This is a genomic window from Rhodobacter sp. TJ_12 (assembly GCF_020023995.1).
Taxonomy (GTDB): Bacteria; Pseudomonadota; Alphaproteobacteria; order Rhodobacterales; family Rhodobacteraceae; genus Rhodobacter.
Genome location: NZ_NRRD01000021.1, coordinates 50,334 through 72,955, shown reverse-complemented (window position 1 = coordinate 72,955; position 22,622 = coordinate 50,334). Strand labels below are relative to the sequence as shown.

Here is a 22,622-nt window from a genome sequence, read left to right as displayed (position 1 = left end):
CAGAAGCGCGCCGAGCGCTTGAGCAATCTGAGGGCTCCGCGCTCGGCGCGCTTGCCCAACCTGAACCCGACCACTATCAACCCCAAGGACTCTCGTTATGACTGAGGGACGACCGGGGGGCAGGTCATGGCGCATGTGAAGTTTACGTTCCTATTTCTTGCCAACTTCCTCCAAGCCTCCCGCCTCCCAGCGTCAGCGGAGGCGGGTCAGGGGCTTGGAGTCCGTTTCGGGGGGTTTGCCAGGCGGGACGGGATGCAGGGGCGCAAAACGGGAAACGCGATGCGTACGGCACGGGGCAGGAAACGCGGCGCAAAGGACGTGATGCGCGATGCGGATGGCCCGGTGCAAAGGACGCGGGACAAGACGCGCGGTCCAGAATGCGGGATGCTCAAGACGCCACGCGCAGCGCATTTTGCGGAAAACGCCACCCTCATCCCGCCAACCCCGCCGCGCGAAGCTGGCCATCGGTCACCAGCCCTGCCGCCACCAGCGCCGTCACCTGCGAGGCGGTGATGTGTTTGCACATCGGGCTGCGGTTCCGGACCCATGCGGCCAGCCGTGCGTGATTCTCTGCTGCTAGGGCTGCTCGCGCCTGCCGTTCCTCGGCCATCGCCTCAAGGACACTCTGCCAACGACGATCAGCGAACCAGTTGTCGGAAAAACAGACCTTGGACCGCGTGAAGCCCGCGCTCTCGGTCGCATAGGCTTGCACGGCGCGCAGCAGGTCGTCGGGGTCGATCCCCTCCCTTACGGCCTCCGCGATCCGGGCTAGGCACGTTGCCTTCCCGCGCTGCCTGTCCTTCGGGTAGGCAGTCCAGATCTTCTCAAACCTTTCATCTTCAACCACCGCTGCCTCCGCGCGCTTGCGCGTAGGTGGTTTATGGATGGTTTCAGGGTGGTTTGGGGTCCACCCTGGACCCGGTACCCCGTCCACCCTGGCCCCCCTACAGGGGTCACGCTGGACGGGGTCCACAGTGGACCCCGTCCCCTCATCAGGCTCGGCGGAGCTTTCCAGCGCCATCACGCGGTCCAGCACGATCCGGTAGATCACGGTGAAACCGTTCTTGCAGGGCCGCCGCCCGGTCTCGATCAAGATGCCTTCGCGCAGGAAGTCGGTGATGGTCCGCTTTACCGTGCTCTCGCCCAGTTCCGTGTGGCGCTGGATCGTGCCTTTGGAACACCAGATGCCTGAGCCGTCATCGCTCGCCTTATCGGCCAGGAACATGATGATCTGCTTGCGGGCAGCGCTGCCGAACCGGCGGTCGGCGCATTCATTCGCGACACGCCAGCTCATTGCAGGGCCCCATCACGCCCGAAACTGGCCTCAACTTGTACAGGTTTTGTACAGAAACCCCGTCCGGAGCGCTCGATTTTCCGGGAAATCAAACGGGCGTTTCTGCAGCTGCTTTCACAAGCCCCTGACAAAACACTATATTTTATTGAGTTTTTTGGTGACCCCGGCAGGATTTGAACCTGCAACCTGCCCCTTAGGAGGGGGCTGCTCTATCCAGTTGAGCCACGGGGCCGTGTCAGATGACGATGTGATCTTATTGCGGCGCATGGGCTCAAAACGCAAGCCCGGCAAGCAGCGATTGGCCCCAAGAGCAGCCGCCCCAAATGAGAAAGGGGAAGCGTATTGGCCCACCGCTTCCCCTTTTAAGCCCCGTGTCGCATGCGCGGACGCAAGCTGCTTCGGGGTATATATTGGCGCGCAATTTGCGCGCAAGCCCATTGTTAACGCTAACATAGCGCGGCGCGCGCCCTTGCGCAAGAGAAATGTTTGGCGCTATCAAAGGTGATTGTTTTCGAAAGGATATCCAGTGGCCCGTTCGCCCTCCGACACCCGCCGTCCGCTGACCTTGCGCGATGTCTCCGAAGCCTCTGGCGTTTCGGAAATGACGGTGAGCCGGGTGCTGCGCAATCGGGGCGATGTCTCGGAGGCGACACGCGAAAAGGTGCTCGAGGCGGCGCGGACGCTGGGCTATGTGCCCAACAAGATCGCGGGGGCGCTGGCTTCGCAACGCGTGAACCTTGTCGGTGTGATCATCCCCTCGCTGTCGAACCTTGTCTTCCCAGAAGTGCTGTCGGGCATTTCTGCCGAGCTTGAGGATACCGGGCTGCAACCGGTCGTCGGCGTCACCGATTACTCGCCCGAAAAGGAAGAGCGGGTTTTGTATGAAATGCTGTCGTGGCGGCCCTCTGGCGTGATTATCGCAGGGCTGGAACATTCGACCGGATCGCGCGCGATGCTGGAAAATGCAGGGGTGCCGGTGGTCGAGATCATGGATGTCGATGGGCCGGGTGTCGATGCGGTTGTGGGCATTTCGCACCGCCGCGCCGGGCGCCAAATGGCCGAAGCGATCGTCGCCGCAGGCTATCGCAAGATCGGATTTCTGGGCACCAAGATGCCCGAGGATCACCGCGCCCGCAAAAGGCTGGAGGGATTCCGCGAAGGGCTAGAGGAAGCCGGCATCCCCCTAACCGATACCGAGTTCTATGCGGGCGGCTCGGCGCTTTTGAAGGGGCGCGAGATGACAGAAGCGATGCTGGCGCGTACGCCCGAGCTTGATTTTCTCTATTATTCGAATGACATGATCGGCGCAGGCGGGCTGCTTTACTGCTTGGAAAAGGGGTTCGACGTGCCCGGTCAATTGGGTCTTGCCGGGTTTAACGGGGTCGAATTGCTGGATGGTCTCCCGCGCCAATTGGCAACCATGGATGCCTGTCGTCACGAAATCGGGCGCAAGGCGGCGCAGATTGTGGCTGCGCGCGCCGCGACACCCGGCCCCGGGGGAGAGATCATTGAATTGCAGCCGGTGCTGGAACGGGGCGATACGGTGCGGATGCGATAACCGCAGACTGCGCAGGTCGCCGCCCTATTGCTTTGCGCCCCAGCTCATCGAGACATGCTGGCGGGTATAGAACTCGCCCATCATTCCAATCGCCAAGAACGCAATCCCGACTGTCAGCGGGTATTCCCAGCTTGAAAAATGCGGGTTGTAATTGATGAAGGTGAAGCCGCGCGCCTGATCGATGGTGTGAAACAGCGGGTTCCAATCGAACAGCACCAGCATGCTATGCGGCAAAGTATTGGCGAGAAACATCTTGCCAGAGGCAATCATGTTAATGCGCGAATAGGCCTGTTGCACCAGCCCCATGAGAGAAGGATTCCACGGTTTCAGCGCCAAGAACACCATGCCCAGCGCCACGCCGGTGAACCAAGATAGCAATACCATCGCCATCGCGCCGACCCAGTCGTAAATCTCGATCGGATTCATCGTCGCATGGTAGAGGTAAAGCACCACGAACATCGACAGAAGCTGGATGTAAAGCGCCCCCAGCGCGGCGGCCGAAATCGAAATCGCCGTGGTCATCGGCGCGTGTTTCATCATCGCCGAGGCAGAGCCCTCGGAGCCAAAGACGGCCCCGACCGCCTTGGTGTGGGTCATGTAAAGGAAAATCCCCGACATGATGTAAAGCAGGAAATCGCCCCGCACCGAACTGCCCCGCAGCCCCAACACGTTGAACAAGACGTAGAAGCTGATCACCAATAGCAGCGTTTGCGCGATGTTGAGCAACAGCCCCAACACCGCATGACGTTGTGTCTTGCGGATCGAGCGCACCGTGGCGTGGTAAATCAACTCCAGAACACTGAAGCCGGAGCCGATGGTGCTTTTGCTGCGCTGTGCTCTGAACATGTCTCCGCCGTGCTGGCCAGTGGGGATTTTTGCACCGAAAACTTGCCGTTCCCTTGACGGCACACCATAAAGTCTGCGCAATCGCATGGCAATCTGGCCGAACTGAGGCCGAATGGAGGGAAAAATGGATTTCGACCGCCTTGTGACCGTCATGCGCCGCCTTGCGCTCGAGGCCGGGGACCGGATCATGGAGATTTACAACGCCCCCGATTTCGAGGTGAAAACAAAATCTGACGCCTCGCCCGTGACTGAGGCCGACGAGGCCGCCGATGCGCTGATTTCCGCCGGGCTGGCCGAGGCCTTTCCGTCCGTCGCGCTGGTGACCGAGGAACAAGCCGCCTCGCATGGGCAGAATGTGTCGACCTTTTTGATTGTCGATCCATTGGATGGCACCAAGGAATTCGTGCAGCGCCGCGGCGATTTCACCGTCAATATCGCCTATGTCGAAAATGGCGTGCCGTTACGCGGCGTGGTCTATGCACCCGCGAAAGGGCGGCTCTTTTACACTCTGGCCGATGGCCGCGCGGTCGAAGAGGCCGGACCCGCTTTCGACAAGGAAAAACCCGGGGTTCAAAATCCGATCAGCGTTTCCATGCCCGACAATCGCGCGCTGATGGTGGTGGCCTCGAAATCGCACCGCGATCAGGCGACCGATGATTACATCGGCCAATATGCGGTCAAAGACATGACCTCGGCCGGCTCGTCTTTGAAATTCTGCCTTGTCGCCACTGGCGAGGCCGATCTTTACCCCCGTCTTGGGCGCACCATGGAATGGGATACGGCGGCGGGTGATGCGGTGCTGCGCGGCGCAGGCGGCGAAATGGTCCGGTTTGAGGATCACAGCCCCTTCACCTATGGCAAAGAAGGCTTTGCCAACCCGTTCTTCATCGCCTTTGCCCCCGGCGTGCTTTTGGTGAAGTGATGTCTGTCTTGATTGTGATCCCGGCGCGTTATGCCTCAACGCGCTACCCGGCGAAGCCGCTGGTGCCGTTGCGCGGCGCCTCGGGCGAATCGAAAACGCTGATCCGGCGCAGCTGGGAAGCCGCCATGGCGGTGCAGGGGGTCGACCGGGTGGTGGTGGCCACCGATGATGAGCGCATCGAAACTGCGGCGAATGGATTCGGGGCAGAGGTGGTGATGACCTCGGATCACTGCGCCAATGGCACAGAGCGGGTCGCCGAGGCGCTGGCGAGCCTTGGCGGCGGCTATGACATTGTCGTGAACTTGCAAGGCGATGCGCCACTGACACCCGCATGGTTCATCGAGGATCTGGTGCAAGGCCTGCGCAACACCCCTTGGGCGGAACTGGCGACGCCCGTCCTGCGCTGCGAAGGCGCGATGTTAGAGAGCCTGCGCGAAGATCGCCGCCATGATCGCGTTGGCGGCACCACCGCCGTTTTCGGCGCGGGCAACCGTGCGCTTTATTTCTCGAAGGAAGTGATCCCCTTCACCGCGCATGGCTATGGGCCGCAGGAACCGACGCCGGTGTTTCACCATGTGGGGGTTTATGCCTACCGGCCCGAGACGCTTGCAGCCTATCCCAATTGGCCGGTCGGCCCGTTGGAAACGCTCGAAGGGCTCGAACAATTGCGCTTTCTGGAAAATGGCCGCGCGGTGCTGTGCACCGAAGTCGAAGCGCGCGGGCGTCAGTTTTGGGAACTCAATAATCCCTCGGACGTGCCCAGAATCGAGGCAATGATGGCAGAAATGGGCATCGACTGATCGTTGCACCGCCGAAAAGGTCATGCAGCAGTCTTAAATGTTTCACTTAACCTTTCGTATACCACACGCTTGAGAAACACCGCGAAAGGGGACAGTATGCCCTCGAATTCAGCGACAGAAGCTCTTAACCACAAAGGTGATGCATGAAACGCAAGGTAACGAAGGCAATTTTCCCTGTGGCAGGCCTCGGAACCCGCTTTCTCCCCGCCACCAAGTCGATCCCGAAGGAAATCCTGACGCTGGTGGACCGACCGCTGATCCAATACGCTATCGATGAAGCCCGCGCCGCCGGGATCAAGGAATTCATCTTCGTCACCTCGCGCGGGAAATCCGCGCTGGAGGATTATTTCGACGATGCCCCCGAACTGGAAACCTCGCTGCGCAAGAAGGGCAAGACCCAGCTTCTGGAAGAGTTGAAAGCCACCAATATGGATTCGGGCGCGATTGCCTATGTCCGCCAGAACCGGCCGATGGGCTTGGGCCATGCGGTCTGGTGTGCGCGCCGTCTGGTGGGCAACGAAAGCTTCGCCGTGATCTTGACCGATGACGTGATCGCCGCCGAGAAACCCTGCTTGCAGCAAATGATGGAAGCCCACGCCGAAACCGGCGGGAACATCGTCGCTGCAATGGAAGTGCCGCATGACAAGACCTCGTCCTACGGCGTGCTGGATGTGTCCGAAGACATGGGCTCGCTGGTGCGGGTGAAGGGCATGGTCGAAAAGCCTGCGCCCGATGTGGCGCCTTCGAACCTTGCGGTGATCGGGCGCTATATCCTGACGCCGAAGGTGATGCAGAACCTCAACAAAAAGAAAGAGGGGGCGGGCGGCGAAATCCAGCTGACCGATGCGATTGCCGAAGAAATCCGCAACGACAATCCGGTGTATGGCTTCCGCTTCCGTGGCCAGCGCTACGACTGCGGTTCCAAGGCGGGCTTCTTGCAAGCCACCGTCGCCTTTGGCTTGGCCCGGCCCGACCTGCGCGACGAATTCTCGGATTTCCTTGGCGACGTGGTCGCAATGCGCCCCGCCGCCGAGTAACATATGACCAAGCACGTTCTTGTCACGGGGGGGGCCGGTTACATCGGCTCCCATGCCTGCAAAGCGCTGCGCGATGCGGGGTATGTGCCTGTCACTTATGACAGCTTCGTTACCGGCTGGCGTGACGCGGTAAAATTCGGCCCGCTGGAAGAAGGCGATCTGATGGATCGCGACCGGCTGGATGCCGTCTTCGCGCGCTGGGAGCCGGTTGCAGTTATGCATTTCGCGGCGCTGAGCCTTGTGGGCGAGTCTATGCGCAACCCGGGGCATTACTGGCGCCACAATGTGCTGTCCTCGCTCACATTGATCGAAGCGGCCTGCGCGGCCAATTGCCTGAACTTTGTCTTTTCCTCCACCTGCGCGACCTATGGCGATCAAGATGGCGTGGTGTTGAACGAAGAGACGCCGCAATATCCGATCAATGCCTATGGCGGCTCGAAACGCGCGATCGAGGATATGTTGCGCGACTTCGGCGCGAGCCATGGGCTCAATTCGGTGATCTTTCGTTATTTCAATGTGGCAGGGGCGGACCCAGAGGCCGAGGTGGGCGAATTCCACCAACCCGAAACCCATCTGATCCCGCTGATGCTGGATGCCATCGATGGCCGTCGCCCGGCGCTGACGGTGTTTGGATCGGATTACCCCACCGCCGACGGCACCTGCATCCGCGATTACGTGCATGTTTGCGACTTGGTCGATGCCCATGTTTTGGGCTTGCAATGGCTAGAGGCGGGCAAGGGCTCGAACGTCTTTTGCCTTGGCTCGGGCAAGGGATTTTCGGTGCGCGAAGTGATTGCGCAATCGCGCGCCGTGACCAACCGCGACGTGCCAATTGTCGAAGGCGCTCGCCGCCCGGGCGATGCTGCGGTGCTGGTCTCGGGCTCCAGCAAGGCCGAGCGCGATCTGGGCTGGGCGCCAAAACGCTCGGACCTGACGACGATGATCGGCGATGCTTGGCGCTGGCATCAAAGCGGCCATTATGAAAGATAGACCCCGGCAACGGGGGGAAGATGGCGCGACTTGCACAGCTCTGGCAGGCCTATCGCTGGCGTATTCGGCGCCGCTATCTTCTGGCGCGGGCCATTCGTCGGCGCCACCGGTTGACGGCGGTGGCAAACCGCACCGGAGGAATTGCGCGCAACGATATCTTGCTGTTTGCCACGATCCGCAACGAGGCGACGCGGCTTGAACATTTTCTGGCGCATTACCGGGCGCTAGGGGTCAATCGCTTCCTGATCGTGGACAATGACAGCACGGATGGCAGCCGCGACTTGCTGGCCGATCAGCCCGACGTTTCGTTGTGGCGCACCGACAGCAGCTACCGGCTGCACCGGTTCGGGTTGGATTGGGTGACATGGCTGATGATCCGTTATGCGCACAACCATTGGTGCGTGACCGTCGACGCCGACGAATTGCTGATTTACCCGCATCACGACACCCGTCCCCTGCCGGCACTGACAGACTGGCTCGACCGGCAAGGGCAGCGCGTCTACCCCGCGATGATGCTGGAGCTTTATCCCAAAGGGCCGGTGCAGGCGCAGCACTACACCCCGGGCGATGATCCGACCGCGCTTTTGCGCTGGTTCGATGCGGGCAATTACAGCCTGATCCGGCAAGAAAAGACCCGCGCCTTATGGATTCAGGGCGGGCCACGCGCCCGGATGTTTTTTGCCGACCGACCGCGCCATGCGCCGACGCTAACGAAAATCCCACTGGTGCGGTGGAACCGGCGCTGGGTTTACCTCAACTCCACCCATTCGATCCTGCCGCGCTACCTGAACGAATGTTATGACCAAACCGGCGCAGAGGCGCCCTCGGGGCTTTTGCTGCACACAAAATTCCTGCCGCAGGTGGTGGACAAGGCTGCCGAAGAAAAACGCCGCCGCGAACATTTCGGCACGCCGGAATTGTTCGACAGCTATTACGACAGCCTGATCGGCTCCCCCGATTTCTGGACCCCATATTCACAAGAATTGACCGGCTGGCGCAGATTGGAATCGCTTGGGCTGATGTCGCGCGGGGGATGGCTGTGACAGGCGCGCGTCGCGCCTTTCGATACCAATATTTACCTTGTGTCACATTGCGCCTATTCTTTCGACAGATCGGCCGATGCGTCGGATACGAAAAGAGCAGCGCCGCGCAAAGCCTTCCCGCTCACGGCAGTTAACCCTGTCGCAATCCGGCTGGCGTAAAAAAGCGCGACGGCAGAAAAGGACGTAAGGCAAGGCGTGGGACTGAGAAAGGCCATCCGACTTCGCAGGGAGCGGCGTCTTCGCCAATGGCGTGGATTCCGCAAGCGGCGTCAGCTCAAGCCCGTGGCCAACCGCACCGGGCAAATCCGGCCATCCGATGTGATCGTCTTTTGCACCCTGCGCAATGAACGGGTTCGGCTGCCTTATTTCCTGCGCTACTATCGCAATCTGCGGGTGGGTCATTTCATCTTTGTCGACAATGACAGCAATGACGGCACGCGCGACTATCTGGCCGCGCAGGACGATTGCACCGTTTTCACAACCAAAGGGTCTTACAAAGCCGCCGCTTTCGGCATGGATTGGCTGAACCATTTGCTGCGCAAATACGGCACCGGGCATTGGACGCTGACGGTCGACCCGGATGAGTTCTTTGTCTACCCGTTTTGCGATACGCGCCCGATCGATGCGCTGACAGACTGGCTGGATACCTATGATATCCGCTCTTTCCCGGCGATGCTGGTGGATATGTATCCCAAAGGGCCGATTGATGCGGTGCCCTATCGCGAGGGGCAAAACCCGTTCGAGATTGCCGCGTGGTTCGATGCGGGCAATTACATGATCTCGCGCAACAGCCATATGCAGAATCTGTGGATTCAGGGCGGCCCCCGCGCGCGCATATTCTTTGCCGACGAACCCTTGGCCGCGCCCTCTCTCAACAAGATACCGCTGGTGAAATGGGAACGCAGCTATGTTTTTGCCTCTTCGACCCATATGATCCTGCCGCGCGGGCTGAACAGGGTCTATGACGCATGGGGCGGCGAAAAGCCCTCTGGCTGTCTGTTGCATGCCAAATTCCTGTCTCCGCTGACCGAGAAAGTCGCCGAGGAAATGGTGCGACGCGAACATTATGCCGGTTCGCGCGAATATGAGGCCTATAGCGCGCGGCTCAGTTCGCAACCCGATCTGTGGACAAAATGGTCTGAGCGGTACATCAACTGGCGTCAGCTTGAAATTCTGGGGCTGATGTCGAAAGGCAATTGGGCATGAGGGCAGCGCGGTGACGGTCGGCTTCATCATGATGTGCCACACCGCCTTTGACCGGGCGGCACAGGTCGCGCGCTATTGGGGCGCGCATGGGGCCCCGGTGGTGATCCATGTCGATGCGCGCGTTTCGCGGCATGATTACATGGCGCTGGGGCGCCAATTGGCCGATCTGGACAATGTTTCTTTTTCCAAGCGGTTCAAATGCGAATGGGGCACCTGGTCGCTGGTCGCCGCCGCCCAAGCGGGCGCCGAACAGATGCTGCGCCAGCACCCAGATGTGAACCATGTGTTTTTGGCCTCCGGCTCTTGCCTGCCGCTGCGCCCGGTGGCCGAGTTAAACGACTATTTGGCCGCGCATCCGCAAACCGATTTCATCGAAAGCGTCACCACCGCCGAGGTTGGCTGGACCGTGGGTGGCATCGATATGGAGCGGTTCACGCTACGCTTTCCGTTTTCGTGGAAAAAGCGCCGCCGCCTGTTCGACAAATACGTGGCTCTGCAACGCCGTCTTGGCGTGAAGCGGCGCATTCCCGGCGGGATCGTGCCGCATCTTGGCAGCCAATGGTGGTGCCTGAGCCGCGCAACGCTGAGCGCAATCTTGCAAGACCCCGACCGCGCCACCTATGATCGCTATTTCTCGCGCGTCTGGATTCCCGATGAAAGCTACTTCCAATCTCTGGCCCGGCTCCATTCGACCCAGATCGAAAGCCGGTCGCTGACGCTGTCGAAATTCGACTATCAGGGCAAGCCGCATATCTTCTACGACGATCACCTGCAGCTTTTGCGCCGGTCAGATTGTTTTGTGGCGCGCAAAATCTGGCCCAAGGCCGACAAGCTTTACACCAATTTCCTAGCTGAGCGTCCGGCGGAAAGTGTGGCCGAACCGAACCCGTCAAAAATCGACCGGCTGTTTTCGAAGGCGGTTGAACGGCGCACCAAGGGCCGCCCGGGGCTTTACATGCAAAGCCGGTTTCCCCGGCAAGACCACGAAAATGGCAAGACCTCGGCGCATTACTCGATCTTTCAGGGGTTTTCGGACCTGTTTGAGAATTTCGAGGGCTGGCTGGCAAAATATGTTGGCGCGCGGGTGCATGGGCATTTGTTCGGGCCCGCGCGTGCCGAATTCGCGGGCGGCGCAGCCATGTTCAACGGCTGCATGTCTGACAGCGCCACCTTGCGCGACTATAATCCCCGCGGCTTCCTGACAAACCTGATCTGGAATGGGCGCGGCGAGCGGCAATGCTTCATGTTCAGCCCCCGCGACACGCAAGACATCAACTGGTTCACCGCCACCGATCCGAATGCACAGATTTCGGTGATTTCAGGCGCTTGGGCGGTGCCACTTTTCCATTCCAACCGCGATTTTGCCGATATCCGGCGCGAGGCGGCCCGGCTGCAACAGATTGAGATCGATCACTTGAACATCCTGCGCTCGATGTATGTCAAAGCGCGGGTGCGCATTTGGAACATGGCGGATTTCATCGAAAACCCGATGGAGCCATTGCAGACGATCATCGATGAAATCAGCCCGCGCGCGACGCGGCGGCTGACAGAGGCCCCACAGATGGTGGACCTGACAGGCTTTGGCCAGTTTTTGCAAAACCTGCGCAACCAAGGCATGCAGCCGCGCCTGATGGGCGATTTCCCGGTGCATGGGGATTTGCTAACCCAACCGCCGCGGCGTGGCCGCCCCTATCTGGTAAAGTGACGCATGAGCCGGTTCAACAGTTTCGTGGTCTTTGCGGAAATGCGCACCGGCTCCAACCTTCTGGAAGCTGCGCTCAATGACCTGCCGGGCGTGCACTGCCATGGCGAGGCATTCAACCCCGCACTGATCGGCTATCCCAATAAGACCGAGCTGTTAGGCATCAGCCGTGCGGCACGCGACGCCGATCCGATGGTGCTATGGACCCGCATCCGCGAGGCCGAGGGGCTGAACGGCTGCCGCTTCTTTCACGACCACGATCCGCGCGTGCTGGAGGCGATGCTTGCCGATCCGCACTGCGCCAAGATCGTTCTGACGCGCAATCCGGCCGAAAGTTATGTCAGCCTGAAGATCGCGCGGGCGACGAACCAGTGGAAGCTGGGCGATGCCAAGCACCGCAAAGACGCGCTTGCGCAGTTCGATGCCGCCGAGTTCGAAGCGCATCTGGAAGGCTTGCAGGGCTTTCAGGTAGCCTTGATGCATGCGCTGCAAACCACCGGCCAGACCGCCTTTTACATCGATTACGAAGATGCGCAGGATGTGGATGTTCTGAACGGGCTGGCGCAATGGCTGGGCATCGCGGGGCGGCTAAGCGCCCTGCCCTCCAGCCTCGTGGTGCAAAACCCCGCCGCGCTGGAGGAAAAGGTCGCCAATTTCCCGGCGATGGAAAGCTCGCTCGCGCGGCTCGATCGGTTCAACTTGTCGCGCACCCCCAATTTCGAACCCCGGCGCGGGCCGAATGTGCCCAACCTCGTCGCCTGCGACGCGGGGCTTTTGTACATGCCCCTACGCCCCGCGCTTGATGCGCCGATCCGGGACTGGATGGCAAAGCTAGGCAAGCTTGAGGACGGGTTTTCGCAAAAGACCCTGCGGCAGTGGAAGCGCAAGCACCCCGGCCATCGCAGCTTTACGGTGGTACGCCACCCGCTGATGCGCGCGCATCTGGCCTTTGCTGCACTGCAAAGCTGGCCCAATTTTGCCGAAGCGCGTGCGGTACTGCGCCAAAGCTACAAACTGCCGCTGCCGCCCGAAGGCAAGACGCTACCCGCCGCGGATTGGGGGGAAGGGCTTTTGGCGTTCCTTGGCTGGCTGAAATCGAACCTGAATGCGCAAACCAGCCTTCCGGTGCACGGGCTTTGGGCCACGCAATCGGCCACGGTGCAAGGCTTCGCGCAATTCGCTTTGCCCGATCTGATCGCCCGCGAAGACCGGCTGGATCAAGATCTGGCATGGCTGGCCCAAGGGGTGGGGGCCGAGGCGCCGGCCTTCGTGCCCCCCGAGGGCGATAGCGCCCCGGTCAAACTCGCTGATATATGGGAGCCCGAACTGGAACAAGCCGCCGCCGATACCTATTCGCGCGACTACATGCAGTTCGGTTTCGGTCCGTGGAAAAGGAAAGGCGGCTGATCAAGCCGCCTGAGAGCCCTGCGCCGCTGTCAGCACCGCATGCAGCGCCGCCGGGTCCGAATTGGCCCGCAGCTTGGTGCAGGTTTCAGCGTTGCGCAATGTGCGCGACACAAGCGCCAGCGCCTTAAGATGCTCCACCCCCGAATCCTTGGGGGCAAACAGCGCAAAGACGATATCGACCGGCAACCGGTCGACGGCATCGAAGTCGAGCGGCTTTTCCAGACGCAAAAACACGCCCACCACATCGGTCAGCCCATGCAGCCGGGCATGCGGCAGCGCCACGCCATGGCCGACCCCGGTGGGCCCAAGGGTTTCACGCTCTTGCAAGGCGTCGATGGTCTGGGTCGCATCCAGCCCGTAGGCTGAATGCGCGATATCTGCGAGATCCTGGAACAGGCGCTTCTTGCTCGTGACATTGGTCAAAACTTTGACCGCTGCCGGTTTGAGCAGGGTGGAAAGATCCATCTGTCCTTTTTCCGCGCCCATCCGGCGCTCACTTGATGTTACGCGGGTCGATCCAGCCGACATTGCCGTCTTCACGGCGATAGACGACATTCACCCCGCCATGTTTCTCATTGCGGAACACGAGCAACGGCTTGTGCGACAGTTCCATCTGCATCACCGCTTCGCCCACCGAGATCGTGGGGACCTTGGTCTCCATCTCGGCAACGATCACCGGTGCAAGGCTGTCACCTTCGGCTTCCGAGTCGTGTTCTTCCGCGGCGAGCACATACAACCCAGCGTCACCAAATTCAACCGGCGAGACACGGTCGCGATGGTGGTCTTTGAGCCGGCGCTTATGACGGCGCAACTGCTTGTCCATTTTCTCGCGGCACGCCTCGAAGGCCGCATAAACCTCGCCGGCGCGCCCCGCCGCCGAAGCGGTCAGCCCGGTGGACAGGTGAACGGTGGTTTCACAAACATACTCATGCGCGGCGCGCGAAAACACCACGGTCGCATCGGTCGGGCGCTGCATATACTTGTCGACCGTCTCCGCCAGTTCGGTCTTCACGTGAGTCTGCAGGGCTTCGCCAACGTCGAGCTGCTTTCCGCTGATCTGGTAACGCATGGCTTCTCCTTCACTTTATTGTCCCGGTCCCGGGCTCGCATGCCAAGGTTGCGGGTTGGTTAAACTTTTTTCGAAAACTGGGGAGGTCTGGTCCACAAGCCCAACCGAGCCGAAAACCGTCGGCGCGTCAACTTGGGCATAAGGACCGTGGTTACGCATATCTGATATTTGGGAACGGAACTGCGTCGGTGTCAATGACCTGGCTCAAGTTGTTCATCTGCGCACAGATTATTGGATACGAAAATTCTTGCCCAGATAGACGCGGCGAACGTTTTCATCCTTCACCACCTCCTCGGTGCGCCCTGACATCAGCATACGGCCATCATGCAAAATATAGGCACGGTCCACGATCTCGAGCGTTTCGCGCACATTGTGATCGGTGATCAAAACACCGATACCGCGTTCTTTCAGATGCGCCACAAGCGCGCGAATCTCCCCCACGGCAATCGGGTCCACCCCGGCGAAGGGTTCATCCAGCAGCAAATATTTGGGGTCGGCGGCCAGACAGCGCGCGATTTCCACACGCCGCCGCTCGCCGCCCGAAAGGGCCAGCGCAGGCGCTTGGCGCAGGTGAGCAATGGCAAAATCGCCCAGCAATTCTTCCAGCCGTTCGCGGCGCCGGTGCACTTCATCCACGGCGATTTCCAGCACCGCCATGATATTTTGCTCGACGGTAAGCCCACGAAAAATCGAGGCTTCCTGTGGCAGATAGCCGATTCCCAGCCGCGCGCGGCGATACATCGGCATTGCGGTGGCATCGATACCATCAATCATCACCTGCCCCGCATCGGGTGAGACAAGCCCCGCAATCGCATAAAAACAGGTGGTCTTGCCCGAGCCGTTCGGCCCCAAAAGCGCAACCACCTCGCCGCGGTCCAGTGTCAGCGAGACATCGCGCAACACCAGCCGCTTGCGGTAGCTTTTGCGCAGGCTGACCACGCTTAACCCGGAGGGCGCCCCCTGCGGGACATCAACAGCATCTTTCATGGTGTCTGTTCCGGCTGCAACACGGTGCGCACGCGCCCCTGCATCTGCCCGGCGCCCGTCGCAAGATCCACATCCAGCCGTTGGCCTGACAACACGTTATCACCCTGCGTCAGCAGCACATCGCCGGTCATCACCACCGCACCGCTGGCAACGTCATAAACCGCCTCGCGCGATTCGGCGACCTCGGTCGCGGTCACCAGCGTCACCCCCCCCGAAGCACGCAATTGCGAAATGCTTTTCCGTTCGGCGCTGCCATATTCCACCTGCACCCGCCCGGCCTGCATCCGCAAAGGCCCCTGAACAATCAGCACATTGCCGCTGAAAACCGCCTTGCCGTCGGCCTGATTCACATCAAGGCTGTCGGCGGTCACTTCGACCGGGGCGGCGGTGTTGGCGCGCAACCCGCCAAAGGCCACCTGTTGGGCCTGCGCGCCCCCCAAACTGAGAGACAGACAGATCACGGCAGAGAAAATCAAGGGCAGGCAGCGCATCGGAACCTCACTTCTGCGGCTGGTATATCAGCTTCACGCCGCCGTTGAAGTGCAGATCGTAAGGCGCGGCAGGGTCGGGCCGCCCCATCTGCATTCCCCCGGCCTCGATCATGCCGAAGGGGGCTTCGCCCCGCACCGCATTGGGCGCCACCACGGTTGCGCGGTCGGTCGCCATTTCCACCGTCTCGGTTGCCATGCGATAGCCCGCCGAGGTTTGCACCGCGACCCCATCGCTTAGAAGGATTTGCCCCGCGCCTGGGTCCAGCACCCCGGCGCTGGCGGTCAGATCGGTGACCGCGCCATCGGCGCCCTCTAGCTTGGCGATCACCTGGCGCGCCGAAGCGCCATTCCCCGCCGGATCGGGCGTGGCGGTCTTCGCCCGCACCGTCAGCGCCGCGCCATCTTCTGTCATGCCCGCATATTCCGGTGCGGTCAGCCGGGGCTCGGCCACCAATGCATCGACATCGACCTTGGCATAGATCGAGGCCGTGGTCGGATCGACCTTACCGGAAAACAAAAACAAGGTGGACAGCAGGATCAACGCCGCCAGCGGCAGGACCACCTTGGCCCATTGCACCAACATCGAATGGCGGCTTTCGCGCACCATCAAACCACCCCGGCGCGCAAACAATCATGAATGTGCAAAATGCCCACCGGGCGATTGTCTTGCACCGCGAAAAGGCAGGTAATCTTGCGTTCGTTCATCAGGGCCACGGCCGCCTCGGCCAATGCCTGCGGGTCAATTGTGCGGGGGCTTTTGGTCATCACCTGTGCCGCCGTGTGGGACAAAAGCCCCTCCATATGGCGGCGCAAATCGCCATCGGTCACGATACCCGTCAACTGCCCCTCGGCATCGGTCACCCCAACGACCCCGAACCCCTTTTGCGAAATCACCAGCAACGCCTCGGACATCGGCGTTTCTTGGGGCACCAGCGGCATATCGCTATGCATCAAATCCGCGACCTTTGACAATTTAGCCCCCAGCTTGCCGCCGGGGTGAAAAGTGCGAAAATGTTCGGGCGTGAACTGGCGATGCTCCATCAGCGCCACCGCCAAGGCATCGCCCAGCGCCAAGGTCATCGTGGTCGAGGTCGTGGGCACAACGCCGGTGCCGCAAGCCTCTGCCGCCTTGGGCAGCACCAGCGCCACATCGGCTTGCCGCAACAGCGTCGAGTCCGGGCGCGCGGCAACGCCGATCAGCGGGATCGAAAAGCGCCGCGTATGTGCGATGAGGTCGGCCAGTTCCGGGGTCTCGCCAGAGTTTGACAGCACCAGCGCCACATCGGCCTCGGTCACCATACCCAGATCGCCGTGGCTCGCCTCGGCGGGGTGGACGAATTGCGCGGGCGTGCCCGTGCTGGCCAGCGTCGCGGCGATCTTGCGCGCGACATGGCCCGATTTTCCCATGCCAGAGACAATCACCCGCCCTCGGGCTTGCAAGATCATCTCGACCGCAGCGGCAAACGCTCCATCAAGGCTGTCGGACAGCGCTTGCAGACCAGCCACCTCGATGCCGATCACCCGGCGCGCGGTCGCGGCATAATCAGTGGTGGAAGATGTCATTCGGCTCATCCCAGCCTAGCAGATCAAGCTGCCCGCGCACCGGCAGGAAATCGAAACAGGCCTGCGCCAGTTCGGTGCGGCCTTCGCGGGCCAGACGCTCCACCAAAACCGCTTTGAGTTGATGCAGATAGAGCACGTCCGACGCGGCATAATCGTGCTGCGCTGCCGTCAGCTCTGGCGCCCCCCAATCCGAGCTTTGCTGCTGTTTGGACACATCCACCCCGCACAGGTCCTGCAACAGATATTTCAGCCCGTGCCGGTCGGTGAAGGTACGCACCATCTTGGAAGCGATCTTGGTGCAAAATACCGGCGCCGTCACCACGCCAAAGGCGTTATAAAGTGCGGCGACGTCAAAACGCGCGAAGTGAAACAGCTTTTCCACGCCGGGATCGGCCAGCAACGCACAAAGCCGCGGCGCCTCGGTCTGGCCCTTGGCGATTTGCACCAGATGGGCATCGCCATCGCCGGCGGACAATTGCACAAGACACAGCCGGTCGCGGCGCGGGTCTAGCCCCATGGTTTCGGTATCGACCGCCACCACCGGGCCCAGATCAAGGCCCTCGGGCAGGTCGTTTTGATGCAGATGAACAGTCACCGGAGGCCCTTTCTAACCGTTTGCGCCGGTATAGGCGCTTTGCACAGCCAATACCACCATCTCGGCTTTCGCAAAGTTGACACTTTCGCGCGCGGTCCACGCAAAACCTGCGGCAGGGCGGCTCAAGCCCTTCCTGTGAGACCCAGGCGCTTCGGAGAGCTGCGACGCGACAGCAAATAGTCAGGGATTAAAGTAGGTCAGATCATGCGCAATCTTGAAACGCAATCGGCTCTTGAGGTTGCCCAGGTCCGACGGCGTTTCAGTCTTGTGAATCATGCGATGGCATGTCGGACAGAGAACCATGAAATCATCAGGGACTTTATAGCGACGCGTCTCCCCCTCTGCCATTCCATGCAAAGGAGCCGAATGGTGCACGTCCAGTGGTGCTTCGTGGGCAGGCCCGCCGAAACCATAGTCTCGAGCTGGGTCGAGCCCGCAGCATTCGCAAATCGGCGGCTTCACCTTGAGTACGTCCTTGCGGACTTTTGGCGAGCGCTCAATACGCCGCGATAGAACGTAGCGGCGCGTCTCTTCGATATCTTTCCCTCCGGCCTCTTCTTGCATGGCCTCGCTTGGCGTCGTACCCCCGCGGTTCACGAGCGCCTCATAGGCTTGGAGCATTACGTGCAAGTCTTCGGAAAGGCACTCATCATTTAAATCGCCCATTCGATAGGTTCGGCCGAATGCATGTCCGGCCTCATAACCCGCCGGCAGCCCGGCACCCGAACCAAGATCGATCGATTCCTCGGAAAAGCGCCGGGCAAACTCATGTACCCGATCGCACATATCTTTGGCTCGGCGTTTCAACACTTCAAGTCCGCGCGCGTGCCCAAACTCATTGATCACAGCCGTCGTTCCCTGGTTCATCGACAGCGTGATCGTCTGCGCATCGGGGTTGATCAGGTAAACTACGTAAAAACCTCTCGTCGCCGTCTCTGTGATGAGCGGGTCAAAGAAAGCGAGCCATGGCACCGATGCCCAAAGACCCTGGCCGACGCTGGCTCTCACTTTCAGATCAAACGGCCAGACGCTCAGAATTTTCCTTGCCTCGACAGCAATCTCGTGACGCACGAAGTCGCCAAAGGCAGACCCGGCAAATGGCTTCATACGTTCACGCGTATATTCGGCCGCCAGGCGGGATAGGTATTCAGCGAGCATAATAAACCTCTCTAAAACCTCTCTAAAACCTCTCTGGAATTACGTTAATCAACCTACCACCTCGCCTTGCCAGTTGTCTTCGGCGCACATGAACTGATTGCTTATAGAGGATTTTGCGCACCGACAGGACGCGCTTCAAACCATCGCAGGAGATGATCGCCTGAAAGGATTATGGGGTACAGCAGTACGACAAGCATATCACCCGCAGAAATGCGCGAAAGGCCAAAGGAAACAAGGAAAGCCCCGGGGTCCAGCAGGACCACGGGGCTTTTCCAAGTAAATGGTGCCCAGAAGAGGACTCGAACCTCCACGCCTTGCGGCACACGGACCTGAACCGTGCGCGTCTACCAATTCCGCCATCTGGGCTGATGTCGTGAGGGGCGATTTACAGAGGTGTTCAGGGGCTGTCAACGGGGGCTGAAAGAAATATTCTGCACAACTGCCGCGCCCGTGCTTAGCTGTCTTTGCCTTCACCCTTGTTTGGGCGGGGGGTTGGGGCTAAATCTGGATACGATGGTATGCAATAAGGGGCCGAAGGCGATGTCGAAGCTGGTCACGATCTATGGCGGTTCGGGGTTCGTGGGGCGCTACATCGCCCGGCGCATGGCAAAGGAAGGCTGGCGTGTGCGCGTGGCCGTTCGCCGCCCGAACGAGGCGCTGTTCGTGCGGCCTTATGGCGCAGTGGGCCAGGTCGAGCCCTTCTTTTGCAATGTGCGTGACAGCAATTCGGTGCGCGCCGCGATGCAGGGCGCGGATGCGGTGGTGAACTGCGTCGGCATTTTGGTGAACGAGGGCAAGAACACCTTTTCCGCCGTGCAGGCCGAAGGGGCAGAGCGGATCGCCACCCTTGCGGCCGAAACCGGCGTTGAACGGCTGGTGCATATCTCCGCCATCGGCGCCGACAACGAGTCGGACAGCAAATATTCGCGCACCAAAGGCTGGGGCGAATTGGCTGTACGCAAAGCCTTCCCCACGGCGGTGATTTTGCGCCCCTCGGTGATCTTTGGCCCCGAAGACGATTTCTTCAACCGCTTCGCGGCGATGACGAAGCTAAGCCCGGTTCTGCCGATCACCGCAGGCGAAACGAAGTTCCAGCCGGTCTATGTCGATGACGTGGCGAAGGTTGCCGTGATGGGCGTGCTAGGCCAAGCCGAAGGCACTTATGAACTGGGTGGCCCGGATGTCGAAAGCTTTGAAAAGCTGATGAAACGGATGCTGGCCGTTGTTGGCCGCAAGAATATGATCGTCAACCTGCCGGGATCGGTGTCAAAAGCCGTCGCGATTGCGGGCGATACAGTGCAATGGCTGACGGGGGGGCTGATCACCAACCGCATCCTGACCAGCGACCAGCTTAAGAACCTTTATCGCAACAATCTGGTGGCCAAAGACGCGCGCGGCTTTGCCGATCTGGGCCTTAGCCCCACACCGATGGGCGCGGTGCTGCCCGATTATCTGTGGCGCTTTCGCCCGCATGGGCAATATGAGGCAATTCAGGCTTCGGCCAAGAATCTGCGCAAGCACGGCTGATCCATGTCATATTGGGCCGATGTCGCGCTTGGCGTGATCGAAGGGATCACCGAATTCCTGCCGATCTCCTCCACCGGGCACCTGCTTTTGGCCGAGAACTGGCTGGGGGCGCGCTCTGACACCTACAATATCGCCATTCAGGCGGGCGCCATTTTGGCCGTGACCCTGATCTATTGGCGGCGCATCGTCGGTTTATTCACTGGACTAGGCGAAGCCGAGAACCGCGACTACATGACCAAGCTTGGCGTGGCCTTTGGGATCACCGCCATTTTGGGGCTATTGGTCAAGAAAATGGGGTTCGAACTGCCCGAAACGGTGATGCCAGTGGCGATTGCGCTGGTTGTCGGCGGGGTCTGGATGATCGTTGCCGAGCGTCTGGCGGAACGAAAACCTGATTGCGCGGCGATCACGATGAAGGTCGCCATCGCGGTCGGGGTGGCGCAGATCATCGCCGGGGTCTTTCCCGGCACCTCGCGTTCGGCCTCGACGATCTTCATCGCCATGCTTTTGGGCACAACGAACCGTGCCGCAGCGACCGAGTTCGCCTTTCTGGTCGGCATTCCCACGATGTATGCCGCCACCGCTTATGAACTGCTCAAACAACTGGGTGGCGAGGCGGCGCATGAAGACTGGACCGCGCTGGGGATCGCCTTTGCCGTTTCGACCGTAACCGCCTTTGTCGCGGTGAAATGGCTTCTGGGCTACATTAGGACGCACCGTTTCACGATCTTTGCATGGTATCGTATCGTCTTTGGGGGCGCGTTATTGGTCTTGGTCGCGGCCGGCGTCGTCGCATAGCCTCGAATCACTCAAGAAATCCGGCGAAAACGCCTATTGGGTAATTACTGCTTCCCTATTTTGGCGGATTTTCCGCCCATCACCCCGGCCCTTGGCGCATTTTTCCTGCATTTAGGTCATATATACTGACTTTCAATTTGATTTGGCCGGGTGTAAGAGGGCGAACCCGGATTTATCCCAATGGGAGGTGTAACCATGGCAAAGCAACGCATGCTCAAATTCGTCAGCACGGCGAAAGAGACGCCCGAGAAGCGCGATGCCGCCGTGCGTTCGCACGACTTCGACGAGATTTACCGCGAATATGCGGATCAAAAGGCTGCCGAACAGGCCGCGCGTTGCAGCCAATGCGGCGTGCCCTATTGCCATTCGAACTGCCCGCTGCACAACAATATCCCCGACTGGCTGCGCCTGACCGCCGAAGGCCGCTTGGCCGAGGCCTATGAGGTCAGCCAATCGACCAACACCTTCCCCGAAATTTGCGGCCGCATCTGCCCGCAAGACCGCCTGTGCGAAGGCAATTGCGTGATCGAACAATCCGGCCACGGCACGGTGACGATCGGCGCGATCGAAAAATACATCACCGATACCGCTTGGGATCGTGGCTGGGTCAAAAAGATCCAACCCGGCCAAGACCGGCCCGAGTCGGTCGGTATTATCGGCGGGGGCCCCGGTGGCCTTGCCGCAGCCGATGTTTTGCGCCGTGCCGGTGTGCAAGTGACCGTTTACGACCGCAATGACCGCGCGGGCGGGCTGCTGACCTATGGCATCCCCGGCTTCAAGCTTGAAAAAGACGTGGTGATGAACCGCGTGAAACAGCTGGAAGAAGGTGGCGTCGAATTCGTACTGAACTGCAACGTCGGCACCGATATCTCTTTCGATGCGATCCGCGGCAAGCATGATGCGGTGCTGATCGCGACGGGCGTTTACAAAACCCGCGCGCTGACCGATCCGGGCAGCGATGCCAAGGGGATCGTGCGCGCAATCGACTACCTGACCGCCTCGAACCGCAAAAGCTTTGGCGATGACGTGGCCGAGTTTGAAGATGGCACGCTGAACGCCGAGGGCAAGCGCGTGCTGGTGATCGGCGGCGGGGACACGGCTATGGACTGTGTGCGCACCGCAATTCGCCAAGGCGCGACCTCGGTCAAATGCCTTTACCGTCGTGACCGCACCAACATGCCCGGCAGCCAACGCGAAGTAACCAATGCCGAGGAAGAAGGCGCCGAATTCGTTTGGCTTTCGGCCCCCAAAGCCTTTGCCGGTAATCCGGTCCGCTCGGTCACCGTGCAGAAAATGCGCCTTGGCGCCCCCGATGCCTCGGGCCGTCAAAGCCCCGAGCCGATTGAGGGCGGGCTTTATGAAGAAGACGCCGATCTGGTGATCACCGCGCTTGGCTTTGAGCCCGAAAACCTGCCCGAGCAATGGAACACCGAAGAGCTGGAAACCACCCGCTGGGGCACCGTCAAAGCCGATTTCGGCACCCATGCGACCAGCTTGCCCGGCGTCTATGCGGTGGGCGATATCGTGCGCGGCGCCTCCTTGGTTGTCTGGGCGATCCGTGACGGCCGCGAAGCCGGCGAACAGATCCTCCGCTTCCTTGACGGCGCAGAGCGCGTGGCAGCGGAATAA

At 60.5% G+C, this 22,622-nt stretch carries 22 protein-coding genes and 2 tRNA genes; 12 read left to right on the top strand and 12 right to left on the bottom strand.

Going from position 1 to position 22,622, the window contains the following annotated elements; all coding sequences use genetic code 11:
• Positions 1 to 430 precede the first annotated feature (430 nt).
• The gene (locus CKO11_RS14135; RefSeq protein ID WP_223640100.1) at positions 431 to 1,294 is read right to left on the bottom strand and encodes a hypothetical protein; all 864 of its coding nucleotides are present in this window, start codon (positions 1,292 to 1,294) and stop codon (positions 431 to 433) included.
• A gap of 155 nt (positions 1,295 to 1,449) precedes the next feature.
• Positions 1,450 to 1,526, bottom strand: a tRNA-Arg gene (locus CKO11_RS14130).
• Positions 1,527 to 1,820: 294 nt separating this feature from the next.
• On the opposite strand from CKO11_RS14130, the gene CKO11_RS14125 reads away from it, so the two are divergent.
• On the top strand, positions 1,821 to 2,852 hold the full coding sequence (locus tag CKO11_RS14125; RefSeq protein ID WP_223640096.1) for a LacI family DNA-binding transcriptional regulator: 1,032 nt from the start codon (positions 1,821 to 1,823) through the stop codon (positions 2,850 to 2,852).
• A gap of 24 nt (positions 2,853 to 2,876) precedes the next feature.
• On the opposite strand, the gene CKO11_RS14120 is transcribed toward CKO11_RS14125, so the two are convergent.
• Entirely contained in the window at positions 2,877 to 3,698 is an 822-nt protein-coding gene (locus CKO11_RS14120; protein ID WP_223640094.1) for an ABC transporter permease, read from the bottom strand.
• 124 nt (positions 3,699 to 3,822) lie between these two features.
• On the opposite strand from CKO11_RS14120, the gene cysQ reads away from it, so the two are divergent.
• The 8 genes from cysQ to CKO11_RS14080 all read left to right on the top strand — a co-directional run bounded on the left by cysQ (position 3,823) and on the right by CKO11_RS14080 (position 12,805).
• Complete coding sequence (cysQ, locus tag CKO11_RS14115; RefSeq protein ID WP_223640092.1) at positions 3,823 to 4,620, top strand: 3'(2'),5'-bisphosphate nucleotidase CysQ; 798 nt, start codon at positions 3,823 to 3,825, stop codon at positions 4,618 to 4,620.
• Positions 4,620 to 5,420: a 3-deoxy-manno-octulosonate cytidylyltransferase gene (locus CKO11_RS14110; protein ID WP_223640090.1), complete on the top strand. Its 801-nt coding sequence runs from the start codon at positions 4,620 to 4,622 to the stop codon at positions 5,418 to 5,420. The genes cysQ and CKO11_RS14110 overlap by 1 nt, the downstream gene beginning before the upstream one ends.
• 143 nt (positions 5,421 to 5,563) lie before the next feature.
• Positions 5,564 to 6,457 (top strand): UTP--glucose-1-phosphate uridylyltransferase GalU, encoded by an 894-nt coding sequence (gene galU, locus CKO11_RS14105; protein ID WP_223640088.1) that lies wholly within the window; start codon positions 5,564 to 5,566, stop codon positions 6,455 to 6,457.
• A 3-nt stretch (positions 6,458 to 6,460) separates the two neighbouring features.
• Positions 6,461 to 7,447 (top strand): UDP-glucose 4-epimerase GalE, encoded by a 987-nt coding sequence (gene galE / locus CKO11_RS14100; RefSeq protein ID WP_223640086.1) that lies wholly within the window; start codon positions 6,461 to 6,463, stop codon positions 7,445 to 7,447.
• 20 nt (positions 7,448 to 7,467) lie between these two features.
• Complete coding sequence (locus CKO11_RS14095) at positions 7,468 to 8,490, top strand: glycosyltransferase family 2 protein (RefSeq protein WP_223640084.1); 1,023 nt, start codon at positions 7,468 to 7,470, stop codon at positions 8,488 to 8,490.
• A 195-nt stretch (positions 8,491 to 8,685) separates the two neighbouring features.
• Positions 8,686 to 9,696 (top strand): glycosyltransferase family 2 protein, encoded by a 1,011-nt coding sequence (locus CKO11_RS14090; protein ID WP_223640081.1) that lies wholly within the window; start codon positions 8,686 to 8,688, stop codon positions 9,694 to 9,696.
• A 10-nt stretch (positions 9,697 to 9,706) separates the two neighbouring features.
• A complete protein-coding gene (locus CKO11_RS14085; protein ID WP_223640078.1) occupies positions 9,707 to 11,401 on the top strand; it encodes a beta-1,6-N-acetylglucosaminyltransferase in 1,695 nt (564 codons plus the stop codon).
• A 3-nt stretch (positions 11,402 to 11,404) separates the two neighbouring features.
• Positions 11,405 to 12,805 (top strand): nodulation protein NodH, encoded by a 1,401-nt coding sequence (locus tag CKO11_RS14080; RefSeq protein WP_223640075.1) that lies wholly within the window; start codon positions 11,405 to 11,407, stop codon positions 12,803 to 12,805.
• Here the strand turns inward: CKO11_RS14080 and CKO11_RS14075 are convergent, their stop codons facing one another.
• The 9 genes from CKO11_RS14075 to CKO11_RS14035 all read right to left on the bottom strand — a co-directional run bounded on the left by CKO11_RS14075 (position 12,806) and on the right by CKO11_RS14035 (position 19,034).
• Positions 12,806 to 13,270 carry a PTS sugar transporter subunit IIA gene (locus CKO11_RS14075; protein WP_223640072.1) on the bottom strand — a complete coding sequence of 155 codons (465 nt, stop codon included), beginning with the start codon at positions 13,268 to 13,270 and terminating at the stop codon, positions 12,806 to 12,808.
• 28 nt (positions 13,271 to 13,298) lie between these two features.
• Entirely contained in the window at positions 13,299 to 13,874 is a 576-nt protein-coding gene (gene hpf, locus CKO11_RS14070; protein ID WP_223640069.1) for a ribosome hibernation-promoting factor, HPF/YfiA family, read from the bottom strand.
• Between the two features lie 228 nt (positions 13,875 to 14,102).
• Positions 14,103 to 14,861, bottom strand: a complete 759-nt coding sequence (lptB, locus tag CKO11_RS14065) for an LPS export ABC transporter ATP-binding protein (protein ID WP_223640066.1) — start codon at positions 14,859 to 14,861, stop codon at positions 14,103 to 14,105.
• Complete coding sequence (gene lptA, locus CKO11_RS14060) at positions 14,858 to 15,352, bottom strand: lipopolysaccharide transport periplasmic protein LptA (protein WP_223640063.1); 495 nt, start codon at positions 15,350 to 15,352, stop codon at positions 14,858 to 14,860. Before lptA ends, lptB begins: the two co-directional genes overlap by 4 nt.
• Positions 15,353 to 15,359: 7 nt before the next feature.
• On the bottom strand, positions 15,360 to 15,959 hold the full coding sequence (locus CKO11_RS14055; RefSeq protein WP_223640061.1) for a hypothetical protein: 600 nt from the start codon (positions 15,957 to 15,959) through the stop codon (positions 15,360 to 15,362).
• Entirely contained in the window at positions 15,959 to 16,915 is a 957-nt protein-coding gene (locus tag CKO11_RS14050) for an SIS domain-containing protein (protein ID WP_223640059.1), read from the bottom strand. The genes CKO11_RS14055 and CKO11_RS14050 overlap by 1 nt, the downstream gene beginning before the upstream one ends.
• A complete protein-coding gene (locus CKO11_RS14045; RefSeq protein ID WP_223640057.1) occupies positions 16,896 to 17,510 on the bottom strand; it encodes a ribonuclease D in 615 nt (204 codons plus the stop codon). The genes CKO11_RS14050 and CKO11_RS14045 overlap by 20 nt, the downstream gene beginning before the upstream one ends.
• Positions 17,511 to 17,690: 180 nt before the next feature.
• A complete protein-coding gene (locus CKO11_RS14040) occupies positions 17,691 to 18,668 on the bottom strand; it encodes an MrcB family domain-containing protein (RefSeq protein ID WP_223640055.1) in 978 nt (325 codons plus the stop codon).
• A gap of 281 nt (positions 18,669 to 18,949) precedes the next feature.
• A tRNA-Leu gene (locus CKO11_RS14035) sits at positions 18,950 to 19,034 on the bottom strand.
• A 174-nt stretch (positions 19,035 to 19,208) separates the two neighbouring features.
• On the opposite strand from CKO11_RS14035, the gene CKO11_RS14030 reads away from it, so the two are divergent.
• The 3 genes from CKO11_RS14030 (at position 19,209) to CKO11_RS14020 (ending at position 22,622) form a co-directional block, all read left to right on the top strand.
• Positions 19,209 to 20,195 carry a complex I NDUFA9 subunit family protein gene (locus tag CKO11_RS14030; RefSeq protein ID WP_223640053.1) on the top strand — a complete coding sequence of 329 codons (987 nt, stop codon included), beginning with the start codon at positions 19,209 to 19,211 and terminating at the stop codon, positions 20,193 to 20,195.
• Positions 20,196 to 20,198: 3 nt separating this feature from the next.
• Complete coding sequence (locus CKO11_RS14025; RefSeq protein ID WP_223640050.1) at positions 20,199 to 20,993, top strand: undecaprenyl-diphosphate phosphatase; 795 nt, start codon at positions 20,199 to 20,201, stop codon at positions 20,991 to 20,993.
• 195 nt (positions 20,994 to 21,188) lie between these two features.
• On the top strand, positions 21,189 to 22,622 hold the full coding sequence (locus CKO11_RS14020; protein ID WP_223640047.1) for an NAD(P)-dependent oxidoreductase: 1,434 nt from the start codon (positions 21,189 to 21,191) through the stop codon (positions 22,620 to 22,622).